The sequence below is a fragment of the Helicobacter hepaticus ATCC 51449 genome (assembly GCF_000007905.1).
GTDB classification, from domain to species: domain Bacteria; phylum Campylobacterota; class Campylobacteria; order Campylobacterales; family Helicobacteraceae; genus Helicobacter_C; species Helicobacter_C hepaticus.
On record NC_004917.1, the window covers coordinates 660,863 to 685,225 of the forward strand.

The window sequence follows — 24,363 nt, forward strand, 5'->3', positions numbered from 1 at the left end:
AATATTCTTTTGCCTTTCATTTTTTTTTTTTTTGTTAGAATGTCGCCAAAATATTTCAAAGGATATAACGCAATGAAAGAGGCTTCTTTTTATATTGAACAAATGACTTGTCAAGCTTGTTCTAGTGGGATTGAGCGTAGTCTAAAGCGTAAAAGTTTTTGCCAAGACATACAAGTGCATCTTTTAAGTAAAAAAGCCCATATTGTATATGATGAAACGCAAGCAAACCTTGAAGATATTTTTAAACTCATAGCCAAAATGGGTTATGAGCCTCATTTAAATGATTCTACGCTTGATAAACGCTCTACCTCAAAACACACTTCATTTTCACTCAATGCTCTTATAGAATCTTTTGATAATCGTTTCTTATCTACTCAAACCAAACTCATTGTAAGCATAATCGCCACAATTATAGTTGTAGTGCTCTCTTGGAGTGAAATGTTTATAGGCATAAGTCTGCCATATACACTTCATTACACGCTTTTACTTGTTTTAAGCTTGGCAGTTATGCATATGGGAAGAATGTTTTATTTGCGTGGATTTAAAGCACTTTTTGCGCGAAATCCCAATATGGATTCTCTGATTGCCATAAGCACTTCTAGTGCATTTTTATACAGCTTACAAGGCACATTTAATGCACACTTTCATACATACTTTGATAGCGTATGCGTAATTATCACCCTTGTGCTTGTTGGAAAATCTATTGAAGAACGCTCCAAAAAAAATGCATTAGATAGTGCCTCGCTACTTTTGCAGCTTAACCAAAAAACGCTCCAAAAAATTCAACTCCCAAATAATGCCACACTTGATATTCAAACCCTATCAAATGCACCTTGCAGGACAGTTACTGCACAAGATATTCAACAAGGAGATATACTTAAAGTCTTACCTGGTGAAATGATTATGGTAGATTCTATAATGATAGAGGGACATTCAAGCATAGATACATCTGCTATTAATGGTGAATCACTCCCTCTTTTAGCTCATAAAGATGATAGACTTTTTTCAGGGAGCATAAACCTTGATGGCGTGCTGTATGTGCGTGCAGAAAAAAATGCACAGCAATCTACTCTTGCACAGATTCTACAACTTGTGCAAAAAGCTCAAGAAAGTAAAGCACCTATCGCCTCACTTGCGGATAAGGTGGCAGCATTTTTTGTGCCGCTTGTAATATGTTTGGCAGCAGGTGCTGGTGTATTTTGGTGGGGTATGAGAGATTTTGAATTTGGGCTTAGTATTTTTATCGCTACTCTTGTTATTTCTTGCCCGTGCGCACTTGGGCTTGCTACACCAATGGCGATTCTCCACGCACAAGCTATTTCAAATAAAATGGGCGTTTTTTTTAAAGATGCTAAAAGCTTTCAAACACTCAGTCAAATCACACATATTGCATTTGATAAAACAGGCACACTCACTCAAGGACTGGAAATAGCACAGATTCTCTCTTTTGATAAGCACTTGAGCCAACAAGAAATTTTTAATCTCGCCTACACTTTAGAATCCACAAGCACACATATTATTGCCCAAGCTTTTCACACTCACCCTATGAGTGCAAATGTTACGCTTTACCCCATTATAAATGCACAAAATATCATAGGCAGCGGTATTAAAGGCACTATTAATGATTGTGAATATTGGCTTGGTAATGCCCATTTGCTTCCACCACATCTTAGAGGTGAGCTTGAAAATCTCCCGCAAGATGATAAAATCATACTTTATCTTGCTACAAATGAGCGCATTTTGGCACAATTTGCATTACAAGACCATATCAAATCCGATGCACTTTCCACCCTTGCACATTTTAGAGAAAAAAATATAAGCTTTAGTCTTATAAGTGGGGATAATCTCCTCAATACACAAAAAATTGCCTTTGCTCTAGGTATTACAGATTTTACCGCCTTAGCAAAACCTCAAGATAAAATGCGCCTCCTTGAACAGCTTAATGCAAACAATCACAAAGTTCTTATGGTTGGCGATGGGATTAATGATGTGCCTGCTCTTGCTTATGCACATACTTCCATTGCTTTTGCCTCGCCTCAAGATATTGCTACACAAAGTGCCGATATTACTATTTACAATCAACATTTAATGAGTATTTATAACGCATACTCTCTTGCAAAAGCCAGTATTTTAAATATAAAACAGAATCTTGTTTTCGCTTTTTGCTATAATATTGCTTTTATTCCTCTAGCAATGGGTGTATTAGGGGGATTTGGCATATTCTTACACCCGATGTTTTGCGCATTTGCAATGACCTGCTCAAGCCTAAGTGTCGTTGCCAATGCTGCAAGATTAAAAGCATTTAAAATTTTATAAAATCTCAAAAGGAGATGAAATGACAACGACTCTATCAGTAAGTGGTATGCGCTGTGGGAAATGTGTAGATAAAATTGAAAAATTTATCGGAGAAATAGAAGGCGTAAGCCTTATTGATGTAAATTTGGAAAAAAGCCAAGTTAAAATAGAATTTAATGCCCCTGCTACGCAAGAGCTTATTTCAGAAGCTATCCTTGATGCAGGATTTGGAATAGATGAGAACAATTCTTGAATTTTTTAAAAAGTTTTTTCCTTATATCAAAGGACATAAACTTTCTTTTGCAATCGCCATTATTGCTTCACTTGTTGTAGGATTATGCACGGCTGGAACTGCTTATCTTATTGACCCTTTGCTTGATACACTCTCTGGCAAAGTTCCACGTGCTAATCCATTCTTCAGCTTTGATGAGTTAGCTCAAAATAATACATTAACATTTGCGATGATGTTTATGATTATTGGCACTTATTTGGGAAAATCTCTTGGCACTTATGTGCAAGCTTATTTTATGAATTTTATTGGACAAGATATCGTGCGACAAGTGCGTGATAGAATGCTTAGACATATGCTTTCGCTTGAAATGGTGTTTTTTAATAAAATGCGTAATGGTGAGCTTATGGCGAGAATCACGAATGATATTGGTATCATTCGTTCAGCCGTTTCAAACTATATTACAGAATTTATCCGAGAAAGCATTACAATTATTGGGCTTGTAGCGATTGTCATTTATCAAAGTCCCAAATATGCACTCATTGGGTTAGTTATTGTGCCCTTAGCTCTCATACCTATCAATCTGATTATCAAAAAACTTAAAAAATATTCACGCAATATAATGGAAAAAAATGCAGATATTACCGCTAAACTTCACGAAATCTTCAATAATATAGAAGTCATTAAAGCGAGTAATGGGGAGCGATTGGAGCTTAAAAAATTTAAACTTCAAAATCTCACTTTTCTTAAAATCAGTATGAAAGCTGTGCGAGTAGGAGAATTAATTACCCCTCTTATGGAGCTTTTAGGGGCTATTATGCTTGCATTGGTCGTATATATGGCAATTATTGATATTTCCAAAGGAGAACTTAGTGTAGCACAATTCTCATCTTTCGCAGGTGCGTTGCTTTTTATCTACACACCACTAAAGAGACTTGTTAATCTCTATGGACAAATGCAATCTGCCATTGTTGCAAGTGATAGAATCTTTGAGATTCTCAATCAAACTCAACAAATCCGTGATGGTGGGATACAACTCCAAGCCCCAATAAATGAAATTATTTTTAAAGATGTGCATTTTCGTTATAACGAAGAAACCCACGCACTTAAGGGCATAAGTATGTGCTTTGCAAAAAATAAAATCACTGCTCTTGTAGGTAAAAGTGGAAGTGGAAAAAGCTCAATTATCAATTTGCTTTTGCGTCTTTATGAAGCCGATAGTGGAGAGGTGCTTATCAACAGCCAAAACATTAAAAACTATACACAAAAAAGTGTGCGCAATAATATGGCAGTAGTTACACAAAGAATTTTTATATTTAATGATAGTATTTTACATAATGTTGCTTATGGTAGCAAAATAGATGAAAAAAAAGTCATTGAAGCTCTCAAATTTGCTCACGCGTGGGATTTTGTGCAAGAAATGCCTCAAGGAATACATACTATCCTTGATGAATTTGGCTCAAATCTTAGTGGCGGGCAACGTCAAAGAATTGCCATTGCACGCGCAATTTATAAGAATCCTGAAGTGCTTATCCTTGATGAAGCTACTTCTGCACTTGATTCACAAACTGAAGAGGCAATTAAAGAAAGTATAGAGCATCTAAGGCATAATAAAATTATTATCATCGTAGCTCACCGCCCAAGCACAATTGAACTTGCTGATGAAGTCTTACATTTACAACTAGGGCAGATTATCAAACAAGAAACTCGCTCTAAAAAATAGGATAGACATCTTAAGATTCTCAAAATGGCATAAAAAAACTTTAATCAATATTTTCCTATAATGTAGCTTAGCCTTTTTAAAATGCTACTAAGTAGTTTTGGGATAAAAGCTCCTAGAGTGCTTGTGTAAGCTATAGAGGTCAAACTACAAACAGGAGGTTTCATGCGAGAGGATAAAATAATTGAAAGCTACACAGGGGTAACACCTCAAAGAAAAAAGAGTAAAATCCCTGCCAAACTTGATTTTTGGCAAAGTGCAACAGGCCTATTCTTAGGGTTGTTTATGTTGGCACATTTACTTTTTGTATCAAGTATCTTAATCAGCAAAGAAGCGATGTATAAAGTTACAAAATTCTTTGAGGGCAGTATGATTTTTGGTGAGGCAGGCGAGCCACGTCTTGTTTCTGTTATTGTGGCTATTGTCATTATTGCTCTTGTAGTGCATGCGTTTTTGGCGTTGAGAAAATTCCCGATTAACTACAAACAATTTCTCGCCTTACGTGTTCATAAAGATTTAATGAAGCACGGGGATACAAGTTATTGGGCAATTCAAGCAGCGACAGGCTTTGCTATTTTCTTTTTGGCAATGCCACACGTATTCATAATGCTTACACAACCTGAAAATATCGGTCCAAGTGCAAGTTCATATAGATTCTATCACCAAGATTTCTATTTGCTTTATGCACTTTTACTTTTTGCTGTTGAATTTCACGGCTCTATTGGACTTTATCGGCTTTGTATTAAATGGGGCTGGTTTGAAGGGCTTGGAATCAAAGCATTACGTGCTATTAAGCTAGCTCTCACAGCATTCTGCCTTATACTTGGTATTGCTTCATATGTGGCGTATATGCAAATTGGACACGGACTAGATAGTAGCTACAGTATTCAGGAATATAGAATAATCGATGAGCACACACAAGGGAAAGGAGAGTAAATGAAAGTAGTATATTCAGATGCACTGATTATTGGCGGTGGTTTAGCAGGACTTCGTGCTTCTATTGCAGCAAAACAGGCAGGGCTTAACACCATTGTGCTTTCTCTTGTGCCAGTCAAAAGAAGCCATTCAGCGGCTGCTCAAGGTGGTATGCAAGCAAGTCTAGGTAATTCTGTAAAAAGTGATGGTGATAATGAAGATCTACACTTTGCAGACACGGTAAAAGGAAGTGATTGGGGTTGTGATCAAAATGTAGCAAGAATGTTTGTTACTACCGCACCAAAAGCAATTCGCCAACTAGCAGGTTTTGGGGTGCCTTGGACAAGAATCCAAAAAGGCGACCGCCCTGCAGTTATTAACGGCGAAAAAGTAACAATTACAGAAGATGATTTTAGACACGGTTATATTCATTCACGCGATTTTGGTGGAACAAAAAAATGGCGAACTTGTTATACCGCCGATGCTACTGGACATACAATGCTTTATGCAGTAGCAAACGAAGCTTACAAACTCGGTGTAGATATTCAAGATAGGAAAGAGGCTATCTCTCTTATCCATCAAGATGGGAGATGTTATGGAGCCGTAGTGCGTGATTTGGTAACAGGAGAACTTATAGCTTATGTATCTAAAGGCACTTTACTCGCTACAGGAGGCTATGGTAGAGTATATCGCAACACTACAAATGCCGTTATCTGTGAAGGAACAGGTGCAGCTATTGCAATGGAAACAGGCGTAGCAAAACTTGGGAATATGGAAGCTGTGCAGTTTCACCCTACTCCGATTGTGCCAAGTGGAATCCTCCTTACAGAAGGTTGTCGTGGCGATGGTGGTGTTCTACGTGATGTTGATGGCTACCGCTTTATGCCTGATTATGAGCCAGAGAAAAAAGAACTTGCAAGTCGTGATGTTGTCTCAAGAAGAATGCTTGAACATATCCGCAATGGTAAAGGCGTAAAATCTCCTTATGGCGACCACTTATGGCTTGATATCTCTATCTTAGGACGTGCTCACGTAGAGAGAAACTTGCGTGATGTGCAAGATATTTGTAAAACATTTGCAGGAATTGACCCTGCAACACCGGGTGTTTGGGCTCCCGTGCGACCAATGCAGCACTACTCTATGGGCGGTATCCGTACAGATTATAGAGGAGAAACTTACCTTAAAGGGCTATTTGCTGCTGGTGAAGTAGCTTGTTGGGACCTACACGGATTCAATCGTCTTGGCGGAAACTCTGTAAGCGAAGCTGTAGTAGCTGGTATGATTATTGGAGAATACTTTACAGAATACTGCCAAGGAGCAAACCTTGATGTCCAAACAACCTTGCTTGAAAAATTTGTCAAAAAAGAAGAAGAATATCTCGCTTCATTGCTTAATAGCACAGGAAATGAAGATGTCTATGTGCTTAAAAATGCTATGAAAGACATTATGGATAATGATGTGGGAATCTTCCGTGATGGCAAAAGTTTGCAAGAGGCTGTGAATAAACTTGAAGATCTCTATAAACGCAGTAAGAATGTTCGTGTGCAAAACAAAAAACTTCATAACAATCCCGAGCTTGAAGATGCTTACCGCACACCAAAAATGCTTAAAATTGCATTATGTGTTGCAAAAGGTGCACTTGATAGAACAGAATCTCGTGGTGCACATACACGCGAAGATTATCCAAAACGTGATGATGCGAATTGGTTAAAACGTACACTTACAAGCTGGGAAGACCCAAATCAAACATTACCAACGGTTACTTATGAAGATTTGGATATTATGAAAATGGAAATTGCACCCGGCTTCCGTGGCTATGGCGCAAAAGGTATGATTATTGAACATCCAAATAGTGCTATTCGCCAAGCTGAGATTGAGAAAATTACACAAGAGATTCAAGCAAAGGGCGGTGATAGATATGCCTTGCAAGAAGCCTTGATGCCTTTCAATCTCCAACCACAATTTAAAGCAAGAAACCAACGACTAGGAGATAAGTAATGAGTGCAACACAACAAAAAGGAAGAACACTAACTATTCGAGCATTAAAGTTTGACCCACAAAGTGCAGTGTCGAAACCACATTTTCGTGAGTATCAGGTTGAAGAAGCTCATTCAATGACAGTTTTTATTGCATTGGGTATGATTAGAGAGCAACAAGACCCTGATTTAAGCTTTGATTTTGTATGTCGTGCTGGTATCTGCGGAAGCTGTGCAATGATGATTAACGGACGTCCAAGACTTGCGTGTAAAACACTTACTCAAGACTTCCCTGATGGTGTCATTACCCTTATGCCTCTCCCTGCATTTAAACTTATCAAAGATTTAAGCGTAAATACAGGCGAATGGTTTGCAGGTATGACAAAACGAGTAGAAAGCTGGATACATACTCAACATCAGCCCGATATTTCTAAACTTGAAGTGCCTATTGAACCTGAAGTAGCTGATGAAGTTTTTGAACTTGATAGATGTATTGAGTGTGGCTGTTGTATTGCAAGCTGTGCAACAAAAGTTATGCGCGAAGATTTTGTTGGTGCAGCTGGAATGAATCGGATTGTGCGATTTATGATTGACCCGCACGATGAGCGCACTGATGAGGATTATTATGAGCTTGTAGGTAACGATGATGGTGTATTTGGTTGTATGAGTCTTATTGCTTGCCACGATACTTGCCCAAAAGAACTTCCTCTACAGAGCAAAATTGCTTATTTGCGCCGCAAAATGCTTAGTGTAGGTATGAAATAACACGATCTTTCTACCCTTTTACTTAAAAAGGGTAGATTCTAAAGAAACATAATGCAATCTATTTATTCTGTCTTTTTTTCATCAACAAATATTGCTTTGCTTTGTCTTATATGTCTTTTTATCTTTGCTGGTTGTTCTTCTATTGTCGCTTCTACCAAAGACATTAAAGACCCACTTGCACTTCAATCAAATCCAACACCTGTTTTTGACCCTGTGCTCACTGCTATTGGTATGCCTTATCAGAATAAACTTAAACAAAACCCAACTATTACGGGAGGAATGCTCGTAAGTGATGGGTTAGACGCATTTTTGCATCGCGCTTATCTCGCTCGTATGGCAGAAAAAAGCATTGTTTTACAAACTTATATTTATAAAAATGACCTCGCTTCACGTATTCTTATGCACGAGATTTGGCTTGCTGCACAAAGAGGGGTGATTGTTAAAATGCTCATTGATGATAATGGATTAGATTCTGATTTTTCAGATATTATTGCTCTTAATTCTCACCCAAATATTGAAGTAAAAATCTTCAACCCCTATAAAAATCGCTCAAAAATCCTACGTTATCCAGAAATGGTGTTTGATTTTAATCGCATTAATCATCGTATGCACAATAAACTCTTTATTGTAGATGATATTGCCCTTATCATTGGTGGACGAAATATCGCAGATAATTATTTTGACCAAAATCATCATATTAATTTTGTTGATACCGATGTGCTTTTTATTGGTAATGTAGCAATGGAGGGCAAAAAAAATTTTTATGAATATTGGAATTTTCATCGCTCTATTCCTGTTTCACTTCTTAAATTCAAAACGCCACTTAAAAAACTTAAATCCTCTATGGAAAGTCTTAAAGCGAATCCTGAGTGGGCACATTATGAGGAAAAAATCAATACCCTTATTAAAAAATACAAAAACAAATCTTTTGAGGTATTTTGGGGCAACGCCGTGTTTATTGCTGATAAACCAGAAAAAATTCAAGACCCACAAGCGCCAAAACCCATTGCCAAAGCACTTGCAAAGATTCTCAACTTTACATATAACAATCTTTATATTTCTGCCGCCTATTTTGTGCCAAGCAAAGAGGGTATAAAACGTTTTAAAACCTTGATTGCTTCGGGTGTGGATATTAATATTCTTACAAATTCTCTTGCCTCTACGGATTCTCTTGTCGTATATAGTGCGTGGGAACGTTATCGTGGCACTCTTATTAAAGAGGGTGCAAATATATATGAATATCAATATCAAGGTAGAGGTAAATCAAAGTTACGTGATAAAATATCAAAGTCCAAAGCTTCTTTGCATAGTAAAAGCATTGTATTTGATGATTCTATTACTTGGATTGGGAGTTTTAATCTTGACCCACGTTCAACTCATCTCAATACTGAATGCGTTGTTATCTTTGATAATCCTAAATTTGCAAAAGTCTTTAAGGCTGATTTGATGACAGATATGGAAAGTGCGTGGCACGTATATAATAAAAATGGAAAAACGCTTTGGGAGGGAGATGATGAAAGCAAGACAGAGATTTTTACCTATCCTCCTGATACAGGGATTTGGACAAGGATTCTAAAAACACTTGCAAAAATTCTCCCTGAAAGCCAAATTTAAAATCTCTGCATCTGCAATTAGGGCGCCAATCCGTTACTGAAACTTTTAAGACTTTTTTGAAAAACATTCTCTCCTGTATTAATAGGTGAGGTAGAAAGCTGCGTATGACACTGAATACAAGCATCAATAACACTATGTTCTTTAGCAAGTGCTGGAGATTGAATCTTCTTCACATCGTGGCACAAAAAACAATCCTCTCCACAGCCACCCATATCAATTTGTGCCATTTTTTCATCAGTATGGCAAGTCTTACATTCAAGCATAGGACGATGTCTTATATCATTTTTATAATCAAGATTCTGATGGCACGATTTACAATCTCCTGTGCAGCCCCATATATCTAATATTATAATACTCACTGCCCATAGCACTCTCTTAAGCAATCTCATTTTATCCACCACCAACAAAATCTAAAATCTCCACTTCATCACCATTTTGTAATATATAGCTTTCCCATAAAGGCTTTTTTACAACCTGTGTATTAACTGCAATCGCCATTGCCTTATGGGTAATATTCAACTTTTTTATAAGCGATAGAATCGTTACTTGCTCATCTATCTCATAGTCCTTGCCATTCAATAATATATGCCCACTCATTACTGCTCCTTTTTCTCTTCATTTTTGTCAGAAAAAAATTTAAAAAACCCATCTTTAATATTTTGTTGTGCAACACGTGAAAGTGCTAAATCTCCATATTCAATGTCTTTTGTAATAGTGCTTCCTGCACCTATAAGCACATTTGATTCTATGTTTAAAGGTGCGATGAGTTGCACATCACTTCCTACAAACACACTTTTGCCAATAGTCGTCTTATGTTTTGCCTTACCATCGTAATTACAAGTAATCACTCCCGCACCAATATTGCTTCCCTCATCTATTTCGCAATCTCCAAGATAACTCAAATGACCCACTTTCACACCGCGCAAGGTGCTTGATTTTGTTTCAACAAAATTGCCAATATGAGTATTTTTGATATGACTCTTAGGACGGATATGCGCCAAAGGTCCTACATCACTTGATTCTATAATGCTCTGTTCAATCACACTATGCGCTTTAATGTGAGAATCACTAATATGAGAATCCCCTAATATCTGCACACCCTGCTCTATAATGCACTCCCCACTAAAAGTAACATTAGATTCTAGATAAATAGTATGAGGCAAGTTCATAATCACACCCTGCTCCATTGCCTTCTCACGCAATCTTTGAAGCATAATCTCTTGAGCACAGGCAAGCTGAATCTTAGAGTTCACCCCCATAAATTCCTCTTCTTTTACCTCCAATGCAGCTATTTCTATGCCATTTTCTTTTGCATAAAAAACTACATCGGTAAGATAAAATTCTTGCTGATTATTGGCATTTCCCACTTGAGGCAAGTAAAGATCAAGGATTGATTTGTGGATTTTATAAACACCTGCATTTACATCTTTTATCAAAAGCTCGGATTCTTTTGCATCTTTTTGCTCAATAATTCTTTGCACTACGCCAGATTCCATCACTACACGTCCATAGCCATCTGGATTTTGAAGATGCAAGACACTCATTACAATTTGTGCTTTGTTTTGGCATAAAGACTTGAGAGTTTGTGAACACACTAAAGGCATATCACCATTAAGAATAAGAATCTCATCATATTGATAACAAAAAGGCTTTTTAGCGTTTGCACCTGCATTTTGTCCTTGCATTAGCGCACCACCTGTCCCGGGATAATGAGCGTGGTCTTGGAGATGAAAATGCAATGCCCCATCAGCATAAGCCTGTTTATATGCACAAAGTAAGCGCTCTTTGATTACATTTTCTTGATGAAAAAGCACAATATGCACATCATCACTTATTTTTAATGCCTCATCAATGGAGTAAAACAACATTTCTTTGCCACAAATTTTATGTAATACTTTAGGAATATGCGATTTCATACGCGTCCCTGCTCCTGCGGCTAAAATCACCACTGATACATTCATAAATTACTCCTTCATTTATATTGAATTGGCTTAATTTATATAATTTTAACACACTAAATCCTATAATACGCCCTTGAGTTTCAATTTTGGAGTGATTTTTGAAAAAAATATTTTGCCTGCTTAGTTTATGTATGCTTTTTACTTATGCAGAGCCAAAACTTGAGCCCGCACTTCCTGCACCCTCTAGCATTCCATCTGTGCCATCAATCCCTAATAACCCTATCTTACCATCAGTAGATCTCTCCCTTACTGCACCAAAAGAACCAACCGAACTTGTTGCCACTCTCAATATCGTGCTTATCATCACGCTTCTTGTCATTGCTCCATCGCTTGTGCTTGTGATGACAAGCTTTACACGTATTGTCATTGTTTTTGCTTTTTTGCGCACTGCACTTGGCACACAGCAATCTCCCCCAACACAAGTGCTTGTTAGCCTTGCTCTAATTTTGACATTTTTTATTATGGAACCTGTGGCAACCAAAAGCTATGAAGTGGGTATTAAACCTTATGCAGAAAAAAAAATCTCCTATGATGAAGCCTTTGAAAGAGCGATTGTACCTTTTAAAGATTTTATGATTAAAAACACGCGTGAAAAAGATTTGGCTCTTTTTTTTAGAATCCGCCAACTTGAAAACCCTCAAAGTGTTAATGATGTGCCCTTAACAGTGTTGCTTCCAGCATTTATGATTAGTGAGCTTAAAACTGCATTTTGGATTGGTTTTTTGCTTTATCTGCCTTTTTTAGTTATTGATATGGTTATTAGCTCGGTGCTTATGGCAATGGGTATGATGATGTTGCCACCTGTAATGATTTCGTTGCCTTTTAAGATTCTTGTTTTTATACTTGTTGATGGTTGGAATCTCCTCATAGGTAACCTTGTGCAAGGCTTTAAGTAGCTAGGTCTAGAATGAATTGTGAGCATTTTGGCATATGTGGAGGCTGCACAAATATACAAGATTATTCCACACAACTGCAGGCAAAACACAATCTTACTTTGCAAGAATTTCAATCTTTTCTTGATACAAAAAGCAAAAATTTTCAATATCCCACCAATCCCTTAGCTATAGAAGTATTTGCTTCACCGCAAGAGGGGTTTAGAGCTCGTGCAGAGTTTAGATTCTCTCACGTTTTCCAGAATAAAAGTGGGCTTGATTTTGCTATGAATGCATTTGGTTATAATCACCGTGTGCCTATTAAAAAATGTCCTATTTTGCTCCCTACTTTACAGGACATTATGCCTCTTTTGCTGCACTATCTCAATACATACGACTTACTTAATCATAAACTTTATGCGTGCAATCTCCTCTCCTCCTTACAAAATGAAATTATCATCACCCTCATTTATCACAAATCCCTAGATTCTCATTGGGAATCTCTTGCGTTAAAAATACAAAAAGAGCTTGAATATACTCTTAATACGAATATTCACATTATCGGACGCAGTAAAAATCACAAACATATCCTCTCAAATGATATTATTTGTGAGCATCTCACACTTTTTGCCAACACTCCAAAAGAACGCACTTATACATTTTTCAAACAAGAATCCCGATTTTGCCAACCTAATCCATTTATCAACACTCAAATGCTTGAATTTATTGTCTCCGCACTCTCATCAATCTATACCCCACAAACTCCTTGTGATATGCTTGAACTCTATTGTGGTAGCGGTAACTTCACCATTCCACTTGCCTCAATATTCCGCCATATTTTTGCTACGGAAGTGGTAAAGTCTGCAATTACACTTTTACAAAAAAATATGGCTAAAAATAATATAGAAAATATTATACCTGCGCGACTTAACGCATTTGAAAGTATCCAAGCTCTGCGTAAAGAGCGCGTATTTTTTCGCCTTAAAAATATTGATTTAGATGCTTTTGCGTTTGATTGTGTATTAATTGACCCACCTCGTAGCGGTGTAGGCGAAGAAGAAGTGTTGTATTTTTTGCAAAACTTTAACACAATTATATATGTCTCGTGCAATCCCCATACGCTACTAAACGATTTGCGCATTCTTTCTCAAAGCCATTATGTAATGCGATTTGGGCTTTTTGACCAATTCCCACATACATATCATAGAGAGTGCATAGTAATTTTGCGCAAATCCAATAAGATTCTATAAAATTATTCCATCTTACGTAGCACTAAAATAAATGCAGGAAGTGCAAAAAGCGAAGCAAAAAGAGGATTAAAACTAACACCCAAAAATGGTGCAACAACGACTAAGCCACCAATTTGATTTGCCAATGCAATGCCTACATTAAAGGCTGCTTCATTGACACTTACTGAACTATCCATAGAATCTGGCGTGTATTTACGTGCCATATTCATTGCATTCACTTTGAGCGCTGGGATTGAGGCAAAAGATAAAAAACCCATAATCGCTAAATTAATCACAACAAACACTTGTGAATGGGCGCTCACACTCACAAGAGCGTAAAAAATAATTTGTAAAAAGAGCACGATTTGTAAAGCGCGTCTTGAGCCTTTATTGTCTGCAAGCCTACCGCCAAAGAGATTCCCTAAAATTGCAAATATGCCATAAAGTAACAAAATATATACAATGCTCGCCTCATTAAAATGGCTTTTTTGTGTGAGTAAATCTGTTACATAAGTATAAAGTACAAATGCCCCACCACAAGTGCATATCGTAATTGCATAGGCTTTAAGTAATGGAATATGTAAAAAAGCCTTAAAAAGTGCGTTTATATGCGTTTTGCAGCCTTGCAAATGGCTTGGCATAAAAGCAATTGCGCTAATAAAAGCAATAAGTGTGCAAAGGCAAATAAGCAAGAAAATAGATTTAAAGCCAAAAATCTGCCCAATAAATGTCCCCAAAGGAACGCCACTTACAAGTGCAATCGTCAATCCGGACACCATAAGGGCGAGATTGCGAGATTCTTTTTCCTTGGAAGAAACTTGAATAGCCGTAAGTGTAGCAATAACAAAAAACACTCCGTGTTGTGTGCCTGCGATAAATCGTGCAATCACATTGAGTATAAAATTATCACTGATATAAATCACAAAATTTGCCAAAGCAAACACACCAAGATTAAGCAAAAGCTGCAATTTACGATTAAATCCACTTAGAGGAATGCTTAAAAGTGGTGCGCCAATTACTACACCCACTGCATACATAGTCGTAAGCAATCCTGCCTGATTAGAATCTACACCAAAATATGCCTTTACATCTTGTAAAACACCTGCAATAATAAATTCTGTAACTCCCATACAAAAAGAGCTAAGAGCCAAAACTAAAATCGTTTTGCTTGTTGCATTCAAAGCAAATTTGTTCATCTTATGCTTTCCATTTTTTAATTCTTTGTTATTTATGTAAAAGACCTGCCATCTCTATGATTTCAAAGCCAAAAATCTTTTCATCATAATATCGCATTTCCTCTATAAAATGTTCGCCAAAAATGGTAATTGTAGTTTTTTTGCCTCTGCTTTCAAAATCAAATAATCCCACCATACCAAAGGCAACTTGATTGCTTTTTGTGTCATATTTGAAAAAAGCAAAATGCTCTCCATTTGGATAAAATGTAGGGAAGTAAAAATTGTAAATTTCATTTTCTCCATAGGTAATTGAATAAGGATTATACCCATAATCCCCATCGCAATAATATGGAAAACACTCTCCGCTAGGCTTTTTAGGATAATAAGCATAGCAAGAATGTTGCCAATCAAGCACAATAATCTCATTTGCTGCTTTTTGCTCCTCTTTTTGAGCATAGGATTTTAAATTTGTAAGAGCATATTTATCTAAAACTTTCGCAAAAATTTGTGGCATACTCTCTTGAAAGGCTTTATGATTGACTTTATCAAAATCCGCAATATAAATAATATAGGGCAATTTACGCGCAATCTCTAAAATATTCCAATGTGGCATTACATTAAATCCAATTCTTTCATACATAAAATCTGTTTCCTCTTCCCCTAACACTTCATAATTCTCATTTGGCACAATAAGCCTCTTTTTTAAAAATATCTCGCGTTTGCTTTGTGCTTTCTTTGCTAAATATGCTCTTAATCCCATTCTTTCTCCAAAAGCCTTATCTCATTATTGCTGCAATGATTGCAAAAGCGACATTATATTATAATTTTCAAATAGAGTTAAGATAAAGATAGAATCCTCTTTGCTGCTTATTGCTTTGAATATGATAAAATATGCCGAATTTACAAAGGATACAAATGAAAAATATTATTTATGGAGTATGTCTGCTCTGTGCGTGCGTGTTTAGCGCGTATGGAGAAGTTATCGCTGGAGTAGCCATACGCGTAAATGGACACGCTATCACTTTATATGAAATTGCCTCTTTGCAATCACATCTTAAAATCTCCAAACAAGCCGCTATTGATATGCTCATTAATGAGCGGCTCAAAGATGATGAAATTGAACGTTTTAAAATCAGCATTGAAGATTTTAAAATTGATGAAGAAATTGCTCTGCTTGCCGCAAATGCTAATCTAAGCAAAGATGAATTTCTTAGAAAAGCTACGCATACAATGAGTTTGCAAGAATATCGCACACAAATTAAAAAACAACTCCAAACAAAAGAACTTATGCAGAGAATCCTTGCTTCTAATATTAGCATTTCAAGTGAAGATGAGCTTCTTACCTATTATACACGACATAAAAAAGAATTTCTAATTCCCTCACAAGTGCGTGTAGTGCGTTATTTTTCTCAAACCGATAATGCCTTGCAAAAGGCGATACAATCACCCAAACAAAATATTAAAGGTGTGCAAAAAGTAAATGAAACTATCGCTCTCTCTTCCCTTAATCCTCAAATTGCCCAAGTATTTATACACACGCCAAATAATGAATTTACTCCTGTGCTTACCACAGGTGGCAATGGTTTTGTGAGCTTTTTGGTAAAAGAACGTTTAGGTGAAACCCCTATTAATTTTGAGGAGGCAAAACCTCTTATCAATCAAAAAATTATGGCACAAAAAGAGCAGTCTATTATCGCGGAACACTTTAACAAAATCCGCTCTAGTGCTAATATTGTAAATCTTAGAGAATAATTATGCTCTCTTATACTGACCCACTTTTTGGCATTATTATCTTTGTATCTCTTATCGCTACGGCTGCATTTATTGATTATTGGCAAAATCGCTACAAAGAAAAGAAAAAAAAACGCTCTTTAAAAAACTTAACAAAATCGTATGAATTTGCTGGACTAACCCAAGGAGTAGAAGAGTTCCTTGCACTTTCGCAAAACCCTATTCCTACTTTACAATTCATCGCTAATGCCTATATTCAAAGCGGCAATACGCAAGAAGCAATTAAAATTTATCTTAGTATTTTAGAGAATCTTGATAATTCAAAAGAAAGTGCAAAATCAAAAATTGAGATTCTCCAGCAGCTAGGCATTGCTTACTACACTGCAGGATTTTTACAAAGAGCAAAAAATATTTTTTTAGAGATTCTCAAAAATTATCCCCGAAATCCTCAAGTGCTCATTTATTTGCTCAAAACTTACGAAAATCTAAGCGAATATAAAAATGCTATCGACACACTTGAATGTATCGAAGAAATCTATGATTCACACTCTACCCCTACAATAGCCCAAGAGCAATTTTTTCATACAATTGCACTCAATAAAGCTTATTTACACACACTTTTACTCATCAATCAATACGCTATGCCCCTATCAAGCAAGATTCAAAGGCTCAATGAAATCAAAGCAAAAGAAATAAAACTTGAAAAAATTATTCTAGTCTTTTTTAAAAGCGTAAGTCATTCACTCTTTTGGGAAGAAATCAATAAAAGCGAAAATATAGCAAGCCTCATTGATGTATTATGGGATTTTGAGCGCAAAAATGTGCCTCTAGAGCAAATTACACATCCGCAGATTCTTGATATCTATCGTGCAAAAGGCTGGATACAAGATACAAAAAGTTGCAATATTTTTGAGCTAGAAAATATGAGAATCTTAAAGCAACATTCAACCCTTTGCATAGATTTTAGTTTTGAATACCGCTGCCATAGCTGCAAACAAGTATTTCCCTTTGAAAACGCACGTTGTTCACATTGTGGTGAGTTGCTTAATACCGATGTAATCTATAAGATACAAAAGGTTGATAATGAAACAAGTTACTCTTTATTGTGATGGTAGTGCACTTGGAAATCCCGGTGCTGGAGGCTGGTGTGGCATACTCTCTTTTGGTGATAAGCAAAAGATTCTTACAGGTGGCGAAACCTATACAACAAATAATCGTATGGAACTCCTTGCAGTGATAGAATCTCTCAAAGCTCTTAATCAACCTTGCATTGTGAATGTATATAGTGATTCTCGCTATGTATGCAATGGTATCAACTTATGGCTTAAATCGTGGATTTCTAAGCAATTTAAAAATGTCAAAAATCCTGATTTATGGCAACTATATTTACAAGTTTCATCACCTCATCAAGTGATTGCACATTGGGTAAAAGGACACGCGGGAGTAGCACAAAATGAACTATGTGATAAACTTGCAAAAGAAAGTGCGCAATTTTATTTAAATAAAGGAATTTCTGATGAGTAAATCTATTTTGCCCAAATCTCCCCAGCTCCTTGAGAAAAAGTTAGGCTATGTTTTTCAAAATCAACAACTCCTCCTTGAAGCCCTCACGCATAAAAGTTGTAAAAAACAATATAATAACGAACGACTTGAGTTTCTAGGAGATGCAGTGCTAGATTTGCTTGTAGGAGAATATTTATTTAAAAAATTCCCTCTTGCTAAAGAAGGTGAGTTATCTAAATTACGAGCGTGCATCGTCAATGAGAAAGGTTTTATGAAACTTGCTCAATCACTTGATTTAGGTGCATATTTATATATCTCACAAAGTGAAGAAAACAACAATGGACGGCAAAAAGCTTCCATTTTATCTAATGCCTTTGAAGCCCTCATAGGTGCAATTTATTTAGAATCTAGCCTCACTTATGTTCAAAGTATTATTTATGATTTACTTGAATATAATTATATCAAGATTGATTTAGATTCTCTTTTTATGGATTATAAAACTGCGCTACAAGAGATTACTCAAGCTTTTTATGGTGAGATTCCAACTTATACGCTCATTAGCGAAAGCGGACCCGATCATAAAAAAAGTTTTGAAATAGCTCTAAGTGTGCAAGGAAAAGAATATGCAAGAGCAAGCGGGAACTCAAAAAAAGAGGCGCAACAAAAAAGCGCGCAAATTGCTTATAAAAAACTCTATTCAAAGATGAATAAAACTCATCATAAAGGGGAAAAATGAATACTTTTGGCAAATCATTTCGTGTAAGCACTTTTGGAGAATCTCACGGCGAGGGGATTGGTTGTGTGATTGATGGCATTCCTGCAGGATTGCATATAGATGAACTTTTTATAGAATCTATGATGACAAGGCGCGCACCCGGACGCAATCAATATACAACACAACGTAAAGAATCTGATAAAGTGCAAATTCTAAGTGGTGTGTTTGAAGGGTTGAGCACGGGCACACCTATTGGTATGTGGATAGCAAATACTGGAACAAAAAGCAGTGATTACGCCAATATTAAAGACATTTTTCGTCCCGGACACGCTGATTATACATATTTCAAAAAATATGGTATCCGAGATTATAGAGGGGGAGGAAGAAGTTCAGCAAGAGAAAGTGTAGCAAGAGTAGCAGCTGGAGCTGTAGCACAAATGCTTTTGCGCGAATTTGACATAAATGTCCAAAGTGGCATATGCTCAATTGGCAATATCACAGGGAAGCAATATGATTTTGCATACGCACTCAAAAGTGAAATTTATGCACTTGACAAAGAATGTGAAGAATCACAAAAAGCGCTTATTGAAAATGCTAAAAGAAAACACGATAGCATTGGTGGAAGTGCTCTCATTCGTGTAGAGGGACTTCCTGCAGGATTGGGCGAACCACTTTATCATCGCCTCGATGGAGCGTTGGGAGAAGCACTTATGGGGCTTAATGCTGTTAAAGCGGTAGAAATAGGCGATGGAATCATCTCTTGCACCCAATATGGAAGTGAGCATAATGACCAAATGGATAAAAACGGCTTTAAAAGTAACCATAGTGGTGGTATTTTGGGAGGTATAAGTAATGGCAATGCACTTCTTGTTAAAGCACATTTCAAACCTACACCGAGTATTTTTATACCCCAAGAGACGCTTGATATACACTTACAAGAACAAACTTGCCAAATCAAAGGACGACACGACCCGTGTGTAGCAGTTCGTGGCAGTATAGTCGCGCAAGCAATGGTTGCTCTCGTCCTCGCAGATATGCTTTTATTACACGCTACTTCACAACTTTGTTTTTTAAAAAAGATTTATAAGCAATAACAAAATTTATATTATAGTTATTTTAAAGCAAGAAGATTCTATAATCACACTTCCTTAACACAATAGGAGACAATAAATGATAACACTCAAAGAAGCTCTAAACAAATCCGAAAATGAACTCAAAGAGATAAAAACTCTCTTGCGCCAACGCGTCAAGGAAAACATAGAACTCAATGCTTATATTGGCGAAATTAACGAAAGTGGAAGTGGTGTGCCAATTCTCATAAAAGACAATATCAATGTTAAAGGTTGGGAAATCACTTGTGCGAGTAAAATTTTAAAAGGCTATGTTTCTCCTTATAATGCAAGTGTTATCACAAAATTACACGAAAACAAAATGTGTGCTTTTGGACGCGCCAATATGGACGAATTTGCAATGGGAAGCACAACAGAATCTAGCTGTTATGGGAGAGTGAAAAATCCTCTTGATACTTCGCGTGTGCCAGGTGGAAGCAGTGGGGGAAGTGCGGCAGCTGTAGCGGCTGGACTTGCTATTGCCTCACTTGGAAGCGATACGGGTGGTTCAATACGGCAGCCTGCTGGATTTTGCGGTTGTGTAGGGTTAAAACCAAGCTATGGAAGAGTAAGTCGTTATGGGTTAATTGCATATAGCTCAAGTTTAGACCAAATTGGACCTATTACGCAAAATGTTGAAGATGCTGCACTTTTGCTTGATGCCATAAGCGGATATGATAAGCAAGATTCTACAAGTGCGAATCTCCCATCACTCAACACATTTAAAGACCTTGACCCAAATGCACGTTACAAGGTTGCTATTTTAAAAGATTTCCTTAAAGATGCCACCCCCCAAATACAAGAAGCCTATAATCACACTATTAAAATTTTAGAATCTATGGGGCATACCATTGTTGAAAAATCTATGCTTGATACACGCTATCATATCTCGGCATACTATATTATCTGTACTGCAGAGGCTAGCTCTAACCTTGCGCGTTTTGATGGAATCCGCTATGGCACAAGAAGCGAATCAAAAAATCTCAAAGATGTATATCTTAATACACGCAGTGCATATTTTGGCGAAGAAGTAAAGCGCCGCATTTTGCTTGGAAGCTTCGTGCTAAGCAGCGGTTATTATGATGCGTATTATCTCAAAGCACAGCAAGTGCGAAAGAAAATCTGTGCAGATTACGAATCTATCTTTAATGAGTGCGATAGTATTCTCTTGCCTATTGCCCCAAGTGTAGCCCCTAAATTTGGCTCAACGCATTCGTCCTTAGAAATGTATTTAAGTGATATTTATACTATTGGTGTCAATCTAGCAGGATTACCAGCCTTATGTATGCCTGTAAGCAAGGACAAAAATGGTTTAAGCATTGGTATGCAGTTTATTGGTGCAAAATTCAAAGAACAGAACATTCTCAATATTGCCTATGGATTAGAAAAAGAAATAAACAATTAATTTTATAAAGGAGTAAAATATGAAAATTAAACAAAAAGCTCTCACATTTGAAGATGTTTTACTTATCCCTGCATATTCCGAAATTCTCCCTCAAGAAGTTAATACTCAAACTCTTTTAAGCAAAAATATTTCACTTAATGTTCCCCTTGTAAGTGCTGCAATGGATACAGTTACAGAATGTCGCACTGCCATTGCTATGGCAAGACTTGGCGGCATTGGTATTATCCACAAAAATATGGATATTGATTCACAAGTAGAACAAATCAAACGCGTGAAAAAAAGTGAAAGCGGCGTTATTATTGACCCTATTTATATCCGAGCAAACAACACACTTGCTGATGCAAAATCAATTACAGATAATTATAAAATCTCTGGTGTGCCTGTTGTTGATGAATATGGCAAACTCATTGGTATTCTCACTAATCGTGATATGCGCTTTGAACAAGATTTAAGTAAATATGTAGGCGATTTAATGACAAAAGATTCCCTAGTTACAGCAAAAGTAGGCACCACACTTGAGGAAGCAAAAGAGATTATGCACAAAAATAGAATTGAAAAGCTCCCAATTGTTGATGAAAACTATATGCTTAAAGGACTTATTACTATTAAAGATATTCAAAAACGTATAGAATACCCTAATTCCTGCAAGGATAGCTTTGGACGATTAAAGGTTGGCGCAGCTATTGGAGTAAAGCAATTTGAAAGAGCACAAGCACTTGCTGATGCAGGAGCTGATGTGCTAGTGCTTGATTCTGCACACGGACATTCTATTAATGTTCTTAAAACTTTAGAAAAAATCAAATCCAAGCTCACCATTGATATTGTTGTTGGCAATGTCGTTACACCACAAGCCACACAAGATCTTATTAATGCAGGAGCTGATGCAGTAAAAGTAGGTATTGGACCGGGTAGTATTTGCACCACTCGCATTGTTGCTGGCGTGGGAATGCCTCAAATTTCAGCTATTGATGATTGCTCTCAAATAGCCCAAAAACATAAAATCCCTATTATTGCTGATGGCGGTATAAAATATTCAGGAGATATCGCTAAAGCTTTAGCAGTTGGTGCTTCAAGTGTAATGATAGGAAGTCTTCTTGCGGGCACTGAAGAATCTCCGGGTGATCTTATTATCTATCAAGGCAGACAATATAAAATTTATCGTGGTATGGGAAGTATAGGTGCAATGACACGAGGAAGCTCGGATAGATATTTCCAAGAGGGCACAGCGCAAGATAAACTTGTGCCCGAAGGTGTAGAAGGAAGAGTTCCTTATCGCGGAAAAGTAAGTGATGTAATTCATCAACTTATCGGTGGATTAAAATCGTCAATGGGCTATCTAGGCAGTAAAGACATTCAATCCTTATGGGAAAGGGCAGAGTTTGTAGAAATTACCTCTGCTGGGCTTAGAGAATCTCACGTGCATGATGTAGATATCACCAAAGAAGCACCAAATTATCACGGCTAAAAGGAATAAAATGGCAGATTCTAAAAAGCAAAAAATCATTTCGCAAACTAACACCGAAAATAAAAAAAACGAAATAACACAAGAAGAAGACTTTGAGGATATGCTTGAACGAGCTAAAGAAGTATTAAGCAAACTCAATGCTCAAGAAATTACCCTTAAAGAATCTCTCGCTCTTTATGAGCAAGGAATGCAAAGTCTTAAAAACGCTCAAGAAATTTTAGAACAAGCCAAATTGCAGTATCAAGAATTTAAAGATTAGATTCTATGGAGCTTGTCGCTTATCTTACTCAACCAAATAGTGTTGCTGTATTTTTATTACTCATAGCACGTTTTGGTGGTGTATTTGCGTTTTTTCCATTTTTTGACAATCAACTTATTAGTATTCATATCCGTGCGGCAATGGTATTTTTTATGAGTGTGGCATTTTTTCCTCTTGCAACCTATACGCTGCCTGATATGACTATGGTAGAGTTTCTTATTGCTGCACTTTTTGAAATTATGCTAGGATTCATTGCTTCAGTATGTTTGCAAATTGTTTTTGCAATGTTAAGTTTTGGCGGCGAAATTATCAGTTTCACAATGGGATTCACTATGGCAAGTGCATATGACCCTGTGAGTGGAACACAAAAACCCATTATTGCGCAACTTATAGCCATTATAGGCTTACTTGTCGCTTTAAGTCTTGATTTTCATCATACTATTTTTCTTATCATCTCTCATAGCATTGAAGCTACGCCATTGGGGGGCTTTGTATTTGAGCCAAAAAGTGCAGCTTATTTTGTCAAAGCCTTTAGTAATATTTTTGCTGTGGGCTTTTCTATGGCATTTCCCATTCTCGCAATTATCTTGCTCTCTGATATTATCTTTGGTATGATTATGAAAACCCACCCGCAATTCAATCTCCTTGTTATAGGTTTTCCTGTAAAAATTGCCATTGCCTTTGTCGTGCTTGTGCTTACAATTTCTACAATTATGTATACTTTCAAAAATGAACTTAAAAATGCTTTTTTTGCGGTAGGGAAAATTTTTTTAGGGCAATAAATTAGAATCCTACACACGCTCTTGTCATTTTTTCATAACCTTGCAGTGCCTTTTGCACAAAGCGTTGATTATGGCTTATAAGTAATGTTTCAAAATTATTTTCAAATGCATTTTTACTCCAATTTGCTGAACCAAGGACAAGAATCTTCTTATCCACAATCGCCATTTTTTGATGCATAATGCCATAATAGCGCTTGTTCTTAGCTCGCATACCACTAAGAAGGCATACTGAAATGTTATTATATTTAGCAAGATAACCGATAACGGAAGTATCATTCTTCAAATTACTTTCCTTATCAAAAATAATAGAAATCTTAACACCTCTCTTAGCGCTATCTCGAAGTATTTTAGCAATATCATTATTCGTAAAACTATAAATGCTAATTTTAATTTCACTTTGAGCATTTTTAAGCACAGATTTGAGCGTATTAATGGCTTGGTCTTGTTCATAAGGGAGCATATAAAACATATCATTCTCAGATGAATGTAATGAAGTGCCCCATAAAATTGTGTGCAATATCCCCACAATCAAACAGATTCTATATATTTTTGTCATTTTTTGTTGCATTTTATTCCTTTTGTAGCGTTGATTTAGATATAATTTTAAATTACTATCACAAAAAATGCAATAAAAGTGGGAGTT

Annotated in this window: 24 protein-coding genes; 18 read left to right on the plus strand and 6 right to left on the minus strand. The window is 36.6% G+C overall.

The window, feature by feature from the left end; genetic code table 11:
- The first annotated feature begins 72 nt into the window (after positions 1 to 72).
- The 7 genes from HH_RS03385 (at position 73) to HH_RS03415 (ending at position 9,514) form a co-directional block, all read left to right on the plus strand.
- A complete protein-coding gene (locus HH_RS03385) occupies positions 73 to 2,316 on the plus strand; it encodes a heavy metal translocating P-type ATPase (protein WP_011115524.1) in 2,244 nt (747 codons plus the stop codon).
- A gap of 19 nt (positions 2,317 to 2,335) precedes the next feature.
- Complete coding sequence (locus HH_RS03390; protein ID WP_011115525.1) at positions 2,336 to 2,548, plus strand: copper ion binding protein; 213 nt, start codon at positions 2,336 to 2,338, stop codon at positions 2,546 to 2,548.
- A complete protein-coding gene (locus HH_RS03395) occupies positions 2,532 to 4,247 on the plus strand; it encodes an ABC transporter ATP-binding protein (protein ID WP_011115526.1) in 1,716 nt (571 codons plus the stop codon). Before HH_RS03390 ends, HH_RS03395 begins: the two co-directional genes overlap by 17 nt.
- A gap of 162 nt (positions 4,248 to 4,409) precedes the next feature.
- Positions 4,410 to 5,180: a fumarate reductase cytochrome b subunit gene (locus tag HH_RS03400; protein ID WP_011115527.1), complete on the plus strand. Its 771-nt coding sequence runs from the start codon at positions 4,410 to 4,412 to the stop codon at positions 5,178 to 5,180.
- A complete protein-coding gene (locus HH_RS03405; protein ID WP_011115528.1) occupies positions 5,181 to 7,157 on the plus strand; it encodes a fumarate reductase flavoprotein subunit in 1,977 nt (658 codons plus the stop codon). It begins immediately after the preceding gene.
- Entirely contained in the window at positions 7,157 to 7,900 is a 744-nt protein-coding gene (locus tag HH_RS03410; protein WP_011115529.1) for a fumarate reductase iron-sulfur subunit, read from the plus strand. Before HH_RS03405 ends, HH_RS03410 begins: the two co-directional genes overlap by 1 nt.
- Positions 7,901 to 7,951: 51 nt before the next feature.
- Positions 7,952 to 9,514 carry a phospholipase D family protein gene (locus tag HH_RS03415; RefSeq protein ID WP_011115530.1) on the plus strand — a complete coding sequence of 521 codons (1,563 nt, stop codon included), beginning with the start codon at positions 7,952 to 7,954 and terminating at the stop codon, positions 9,512 to 9,514.
- A 17-nt stretch (positions 9,515 to 9,531) separates the two neighbouring features.
- Here the strand turns inward: HH_RS03415 and HH_RS03420 are convergent, their stop codons facing one another.
- Genes HH_RS03420 through glmU form a run of 3 tightly spaced genes read right to left on the minus strand, consistent with a single transcriptional unit; the run spans position 9,532 to position 11,475 of the window.
- A complete protein-coding gene (locus tag HH_RS03420) occupies positions 9,532 to 9,903 on the minus strand; it encodes a hypothetical protein (RefSeq protein ID WP_041309009.1) in 372 nt (123 codons plus the stop codon).
- Between the two features lies 1 nt (position 9,904).
- Positions 9,905 to 10,111: a sulfur carrier protein ThiS gene (thiS, locus tag HH_RS03425; protein WP_011115532.1), complete on the minus strand. Its 207-nt coding sequence runs from the start codon at positions 10,109 to 10,111 to the stop codon at positions 9,905 to 9,907.
- Positions 10,111 to 11,475 (minus strand): bifunctional UDP-N-acetylglucosamine diphosphorylase/glucosamine-1-phosphate N-acetyltransferase GlmU, encoded by a 1,365-nt coding sequence (gene glmU, locus HH_RS03430; protein WP_011115533.1) that lies wholly within the window; start codon positions 11,473 to 11,475, stop codon positions 10,111 to 10,113. The genes thiS and glmU overlap by 1 nt, the downstream gene beginning before the upstream one ends.
- A 98-nt stretch (positions 11,476 to 11,573) precedes the next feature.
- Between glmU and fliP the strand changes: the two genes are divergently transcribed.
- Together fliP and HH_RS03440 are read left to right on the plus strand one after the other, a co-directional pair.
- Complete coding sequence (fliP, locus tag HH_RS03435) at positions 11,574 to 12,371, plus strand: flagellar type III secretion system pore protein FliP (RefSeq protein ID WP_011115534.1); 798 nt, start codon at positions 11,574 to 11,576, stop codon at positions 12,369 to 12,371.
- 11 nt (positions 12,372 to 12,382) lie between these two features.
- Positions 12,383 to 13,597: a tRNA (uridine(54)-C5)-methyltransferase TrmA gene (locus HH_RS03440; RefSeq protein WP_011115535.1), complete on the plus strand. Its 1,215-nt coding sequence runs from the start codon at positions 12,383 to 12,385 to the stop codon at positions 13,595 to 13,597.
- A 2-nt stretch (positions 13,598 to 13,599) separates the two neighbouring features.
- On the opposite strand, the gene HH_RS03445 is transcribed toward HH_RS03440, so the two are convergent.
- Positions 13,600 to 14,772, minus strand: a complete 1,173-nt coding sequence (locus tag HH_RS03445) for an MFS transporter (RefSeq protein ID WP_011115536.1) — start codon at positions 14,770 to 14,772, stop codon at positions 13,600 to 13,602.
- A 28-nt stretch (positions 14,773 to 14,800) separates the two neighbouring features.
- Entirely contained in the window at positions 14,801 to 15,511 is a 711-nt protein-coding gene (locus HH_RS03450) for a DUF2716 domain-containing protein (protein WP_011115537.1), read from the minus strand.
- Positions 15,512 to 15,666: 155 nt separating this feature from the next.
- On the opposite strand from HH_RS03450, the gene HH_RS03455 reads away from it, so the two are divergent.
- The 9 genes from HH_RS03455 (at position 15,667) to fliR (ending at position 23,720) form a co-directional block, all read left to right on the plus strand.
- The gene (locus HH_RS03455) at positions 15,667 to 16,503 is read left to right on the plus strand and encodes a peptidyl-prolyl cis-trans isomerase (RefSeq protein ID WP_041309011.1); all 837 of its coding nucleotides are present in this window, start codon (positions 15,667 to 15,669) and stop codon (positions 16,501 to 16,503) included.
- Between the two features lie 2 nt (positions 16,504 to 16,505).
- The gene (locus tag HH_RS03460; RefSeq protein ID WP_011115539.1) at positions 16,506 to 17,591 is read left to right on the plus strand and encodes a hypothetical protein; all 1,086 of its coding nucleotides are present in this window, start codon (positions 16,506 to 16,508) and stop codon (positions 17,589 to 17,591) included.
- Complete coding sequence (rnhA, locus tag HH_RS03465; protein WP_034365854.1) at positions 17,566 to 18,006, plus strand: ribonuclease HI; 441 nt, start codon at positions 17,566 to 17,568, stop codon at positions 18,004 to 18,006. Before HH_RS03460 ends, rnhA begins: the two co-directional genes overlap by 26 nt.
- Positions 17,999 to 18,721, plus strand: coding sequence for a ribonuclease III (gene rnc / locus HH_RS03470; RefSeq protein WP_011115541.1), 723 nt, complete (start codon positions 17,999 to 18,001; stop codon positions 18,719 to 18,721). The genes rnhA and rnc overlap by 8 nt, the downstream gene beginning before the upstream one ends.
- Entirely contained in the window at positions 18,718 to 19,794 is a 1,077-nt protein-coding gene (aroC, locus tag HH_RS03475; RefSeq protein ID WP_011115542.1) for a chorismate synthase, read from the plus strand. The genes rnc and aroC overlap by 4 nt, the downstream gene beginning before the upstream one ends.
- Positions 19,795 to 19,870: 76 nt before the next feature.
- Positions 19,871 to 21,214: an Asp-tRNA(Asn)/Glu-tRNA(Gln) amidotransferase subunit GatA gene (gene gatA, locus HH_RS03480; RefSeq protein WP_011115543.1), complete on the plus strand. Its 1,344-nt coding sequence runs from the start codon at positions 19,871 to 19,873 to the stop codon at positions 21,212 to 21,214.
- A gap of 19 nt (positions 21,215 to 21,233) precedes the next feature.
- A complete protein-coding gene (gene guaB, locus HH_RS03485) occupies positions 21,234 to 22,679 on the plus strand; it encodes an IMP dehydrogenase (protein ID WP_011115544.1) in 1,446 nt (481 codons plus the stop codon).
- A gap of 10 nt (positions 22,680 to 22,689) precedes the next feature.
- Positions 22,690 to 22,938 carry an exodeoxyribonuclease VII small subunit gene (gene xseB / locus HH_RS03490; protein ID WP_011115545.1) on the plus strand — a complete coding sequence of 83 codons (249 nt, stop codon included), beginning with the start codon at positions 22,690 to 22,692 and terminating at the stop codon, positions 22,936 to 22,938.
- Positions 22,939 to 22,943: 5 nt separating this feature from the next.
- The gene (gene fliR / locus HH_RS03495) at positions 22,944 to 23,720 is read left to right on the plus strand and encodes a flagellar biosynthetic protein FliR (RefSeq protein WP_011115546.1); all 777 of its coding nucleotides are present in this window, start codon (positions 22,944 to 22,946) and stop codon (positions 23,718 to 23,720) included.
- 1 nt (position 23,721) lies between these two features.
- On the opposite strand, the gene HH_RS03500 is transcribed toward fliR, so the two are convergent.
- Positions 23,722 to 24,288, minus strand: coding sequence for a phospholipase D-like domain-containing protein (locus tag HH_RS03500; protein WP_011115547.1), 567 nt, complete (start codon positions 24,286 to 24,288; stop codon positions 23,722 to 23,724).
- Between the last annotated feature and the right edge of the window lie 75 nt (positions 24,289 to 24,363).

Excerpts from the sequence above, each read along its gene's own strand:
- fliR (WP_011115546.1), top strand. The coding sequence starts at position 22,944 with ATGGAGCTTGTCGCTTATCTTACTCAACCAAATAGTGTTGCTGTATTT.
- HH_RS03450 (WP_011115537.1), bottom strand. The coding sequence starts at position 15,511 with ATGGGATTAAGAGCATATTTAGCAAAGAAAGCACAAAGCAAACGCGAG.
- HH_RS03385 (WP_011115524.1), top strand. The coding sequence starts at position 73 with ATGAAAGAGGCTTCTTTTTATATTGAACAAATGACTTGTCAAGCTTGT.
- HH_RS03395 (WP_011115526.1), top strand. The coding sequence starts at position 2,532 with ATGAGAACAATTCTTGAATTTTTTAAAAAGTTTTTTCCTTATATCAAA.
- guaB (WP_011115544.1), top strand. The coding sequence starts at position 21,234 with ATGAAAATTAAACAAAAAGCTCTCACATTTGAAGATGTTTTACTTATC.
- HH_RS03415 (WP_011115530.1), top strand. The coding sequence starts at position 7,952 with ATGCAATCTATTTATTCTGTCTTTTTTTCATCAACAAATATTGCTTTG.
- HH_RS03410 (WP_011115529.1), top strand. The coding sequence starts at position 7,157 with ATGAGTGCAACACAACAAAAAGGAAGAACACTAACTATTCGAGCATTA.
- HH_RS03390 (WP_011115525.1), top strand. The coding sequence starts at position 2,336 with ATGACAACGACTCTATCAGTAAGTGGTATGCGCTGTGGGAAATGTGTA.
- glmU (WP_011115533.1), bottom strand. The coding sequence starts at position 11,475 with ATGAATGTATCAGTGGTGATTTTAGCCGCAGGAGCAGGGACGCGTATG.
- aroC (WP_011115542.1), top strand. The coding sequence starts at position 18,718 with ATGAATACTTTTGGCAAATCATTTCGTGTAAGCACTTTTGGAGAATCT.
- rnc (WP_011115541.1), top strand. The coding sequence starts at position 17,999 with ATGAGTAAATCTATTTTGCCCAAATCTCCCCAGCTCCTTGAGAAAAAG.
- rnhA (WP_034365854.1), top strand. The coding sequence starts at position 17,566 with ATGAAACAAGTTACTCTTTATTGTGATGGTAGTGCACTTGGAAATCCC.
- HH_RS03455 (WP_041309011.1), top strand. The coding sequence starts at position 15,667 with ATGAAAAATATTATTTATGGAGTATGTCTGCTCTGTGCGTGCGTGTTT.
- thiS (WP_011115532.1), bottom strand. The coding sequence starts at position 10,111 with ATGAGTGGGCATATATTATTGAATGGCAAGGACTATGAGATAGATGAG.
- HH_RS03460 (WP_011115539.1), top strand. The coding sequence starts at position 16,506 with ATGCTCTCTTATACTGACCCACTTTTTGGCATTATTATCTTTGTATCT.
- gatA (WP_011115543.1), top strand. The coding sequence starts at position 19,871 with ATGATAACACTCAAAGAAGCTCTAAACAAATCCGAAAATGAACTCAAA.
- xseB (WP_011115545.1), top strand. The coding sequence starts at position 22,690 with ATGGCAGATTCTAAAAAGCAAAAAATCATTTCGCAAACTAACACCGAA.
- HH_RS03420 (WP_041309009.1), bottom strand. The coding sequence starts at position 9,903 with ATGAGATTGCTTAAGAGAGTGCTATGGGCAGTGAGTATTATAATATTA.
- HH_RS03445 (WP_011115536.1), bottom strand. The coding sequence starts at position 14,772 with ATGAACAAATTTGCTTTGAATGCAACAAGCAAAACGATTTTAGTTTTG.
- HH_RS03400 (WP_011115527.1), top strand. The coding sequence starts at position 4,410 with ATGCGAGAGGATAAAATAATTGAAAGCTACACAGGGGTAACACCTCAA.
- HH_RS03405 (WP_011115528.1), top strand. The coding sequence starts at position 5,181 with ATGAAAGTAGTATATTCAGATGCACTGATTATTGGCGGTGGTTTAGCA.
- HH_RS03440 (WP_011115535.1), top strand. The coding sequence starts at position 12,383 with ATGAATTGTGAGCATTTTGGCATATGTGGAGGCTGCACAAATATACAA.
- HH_RS03500 (WP_011115547.1), bottom strand. The coding sequence starts at position 24,288 with ATGCAACAAAAAATGACAAAAATATATAGAATCTGTTTGATTGTGGGG.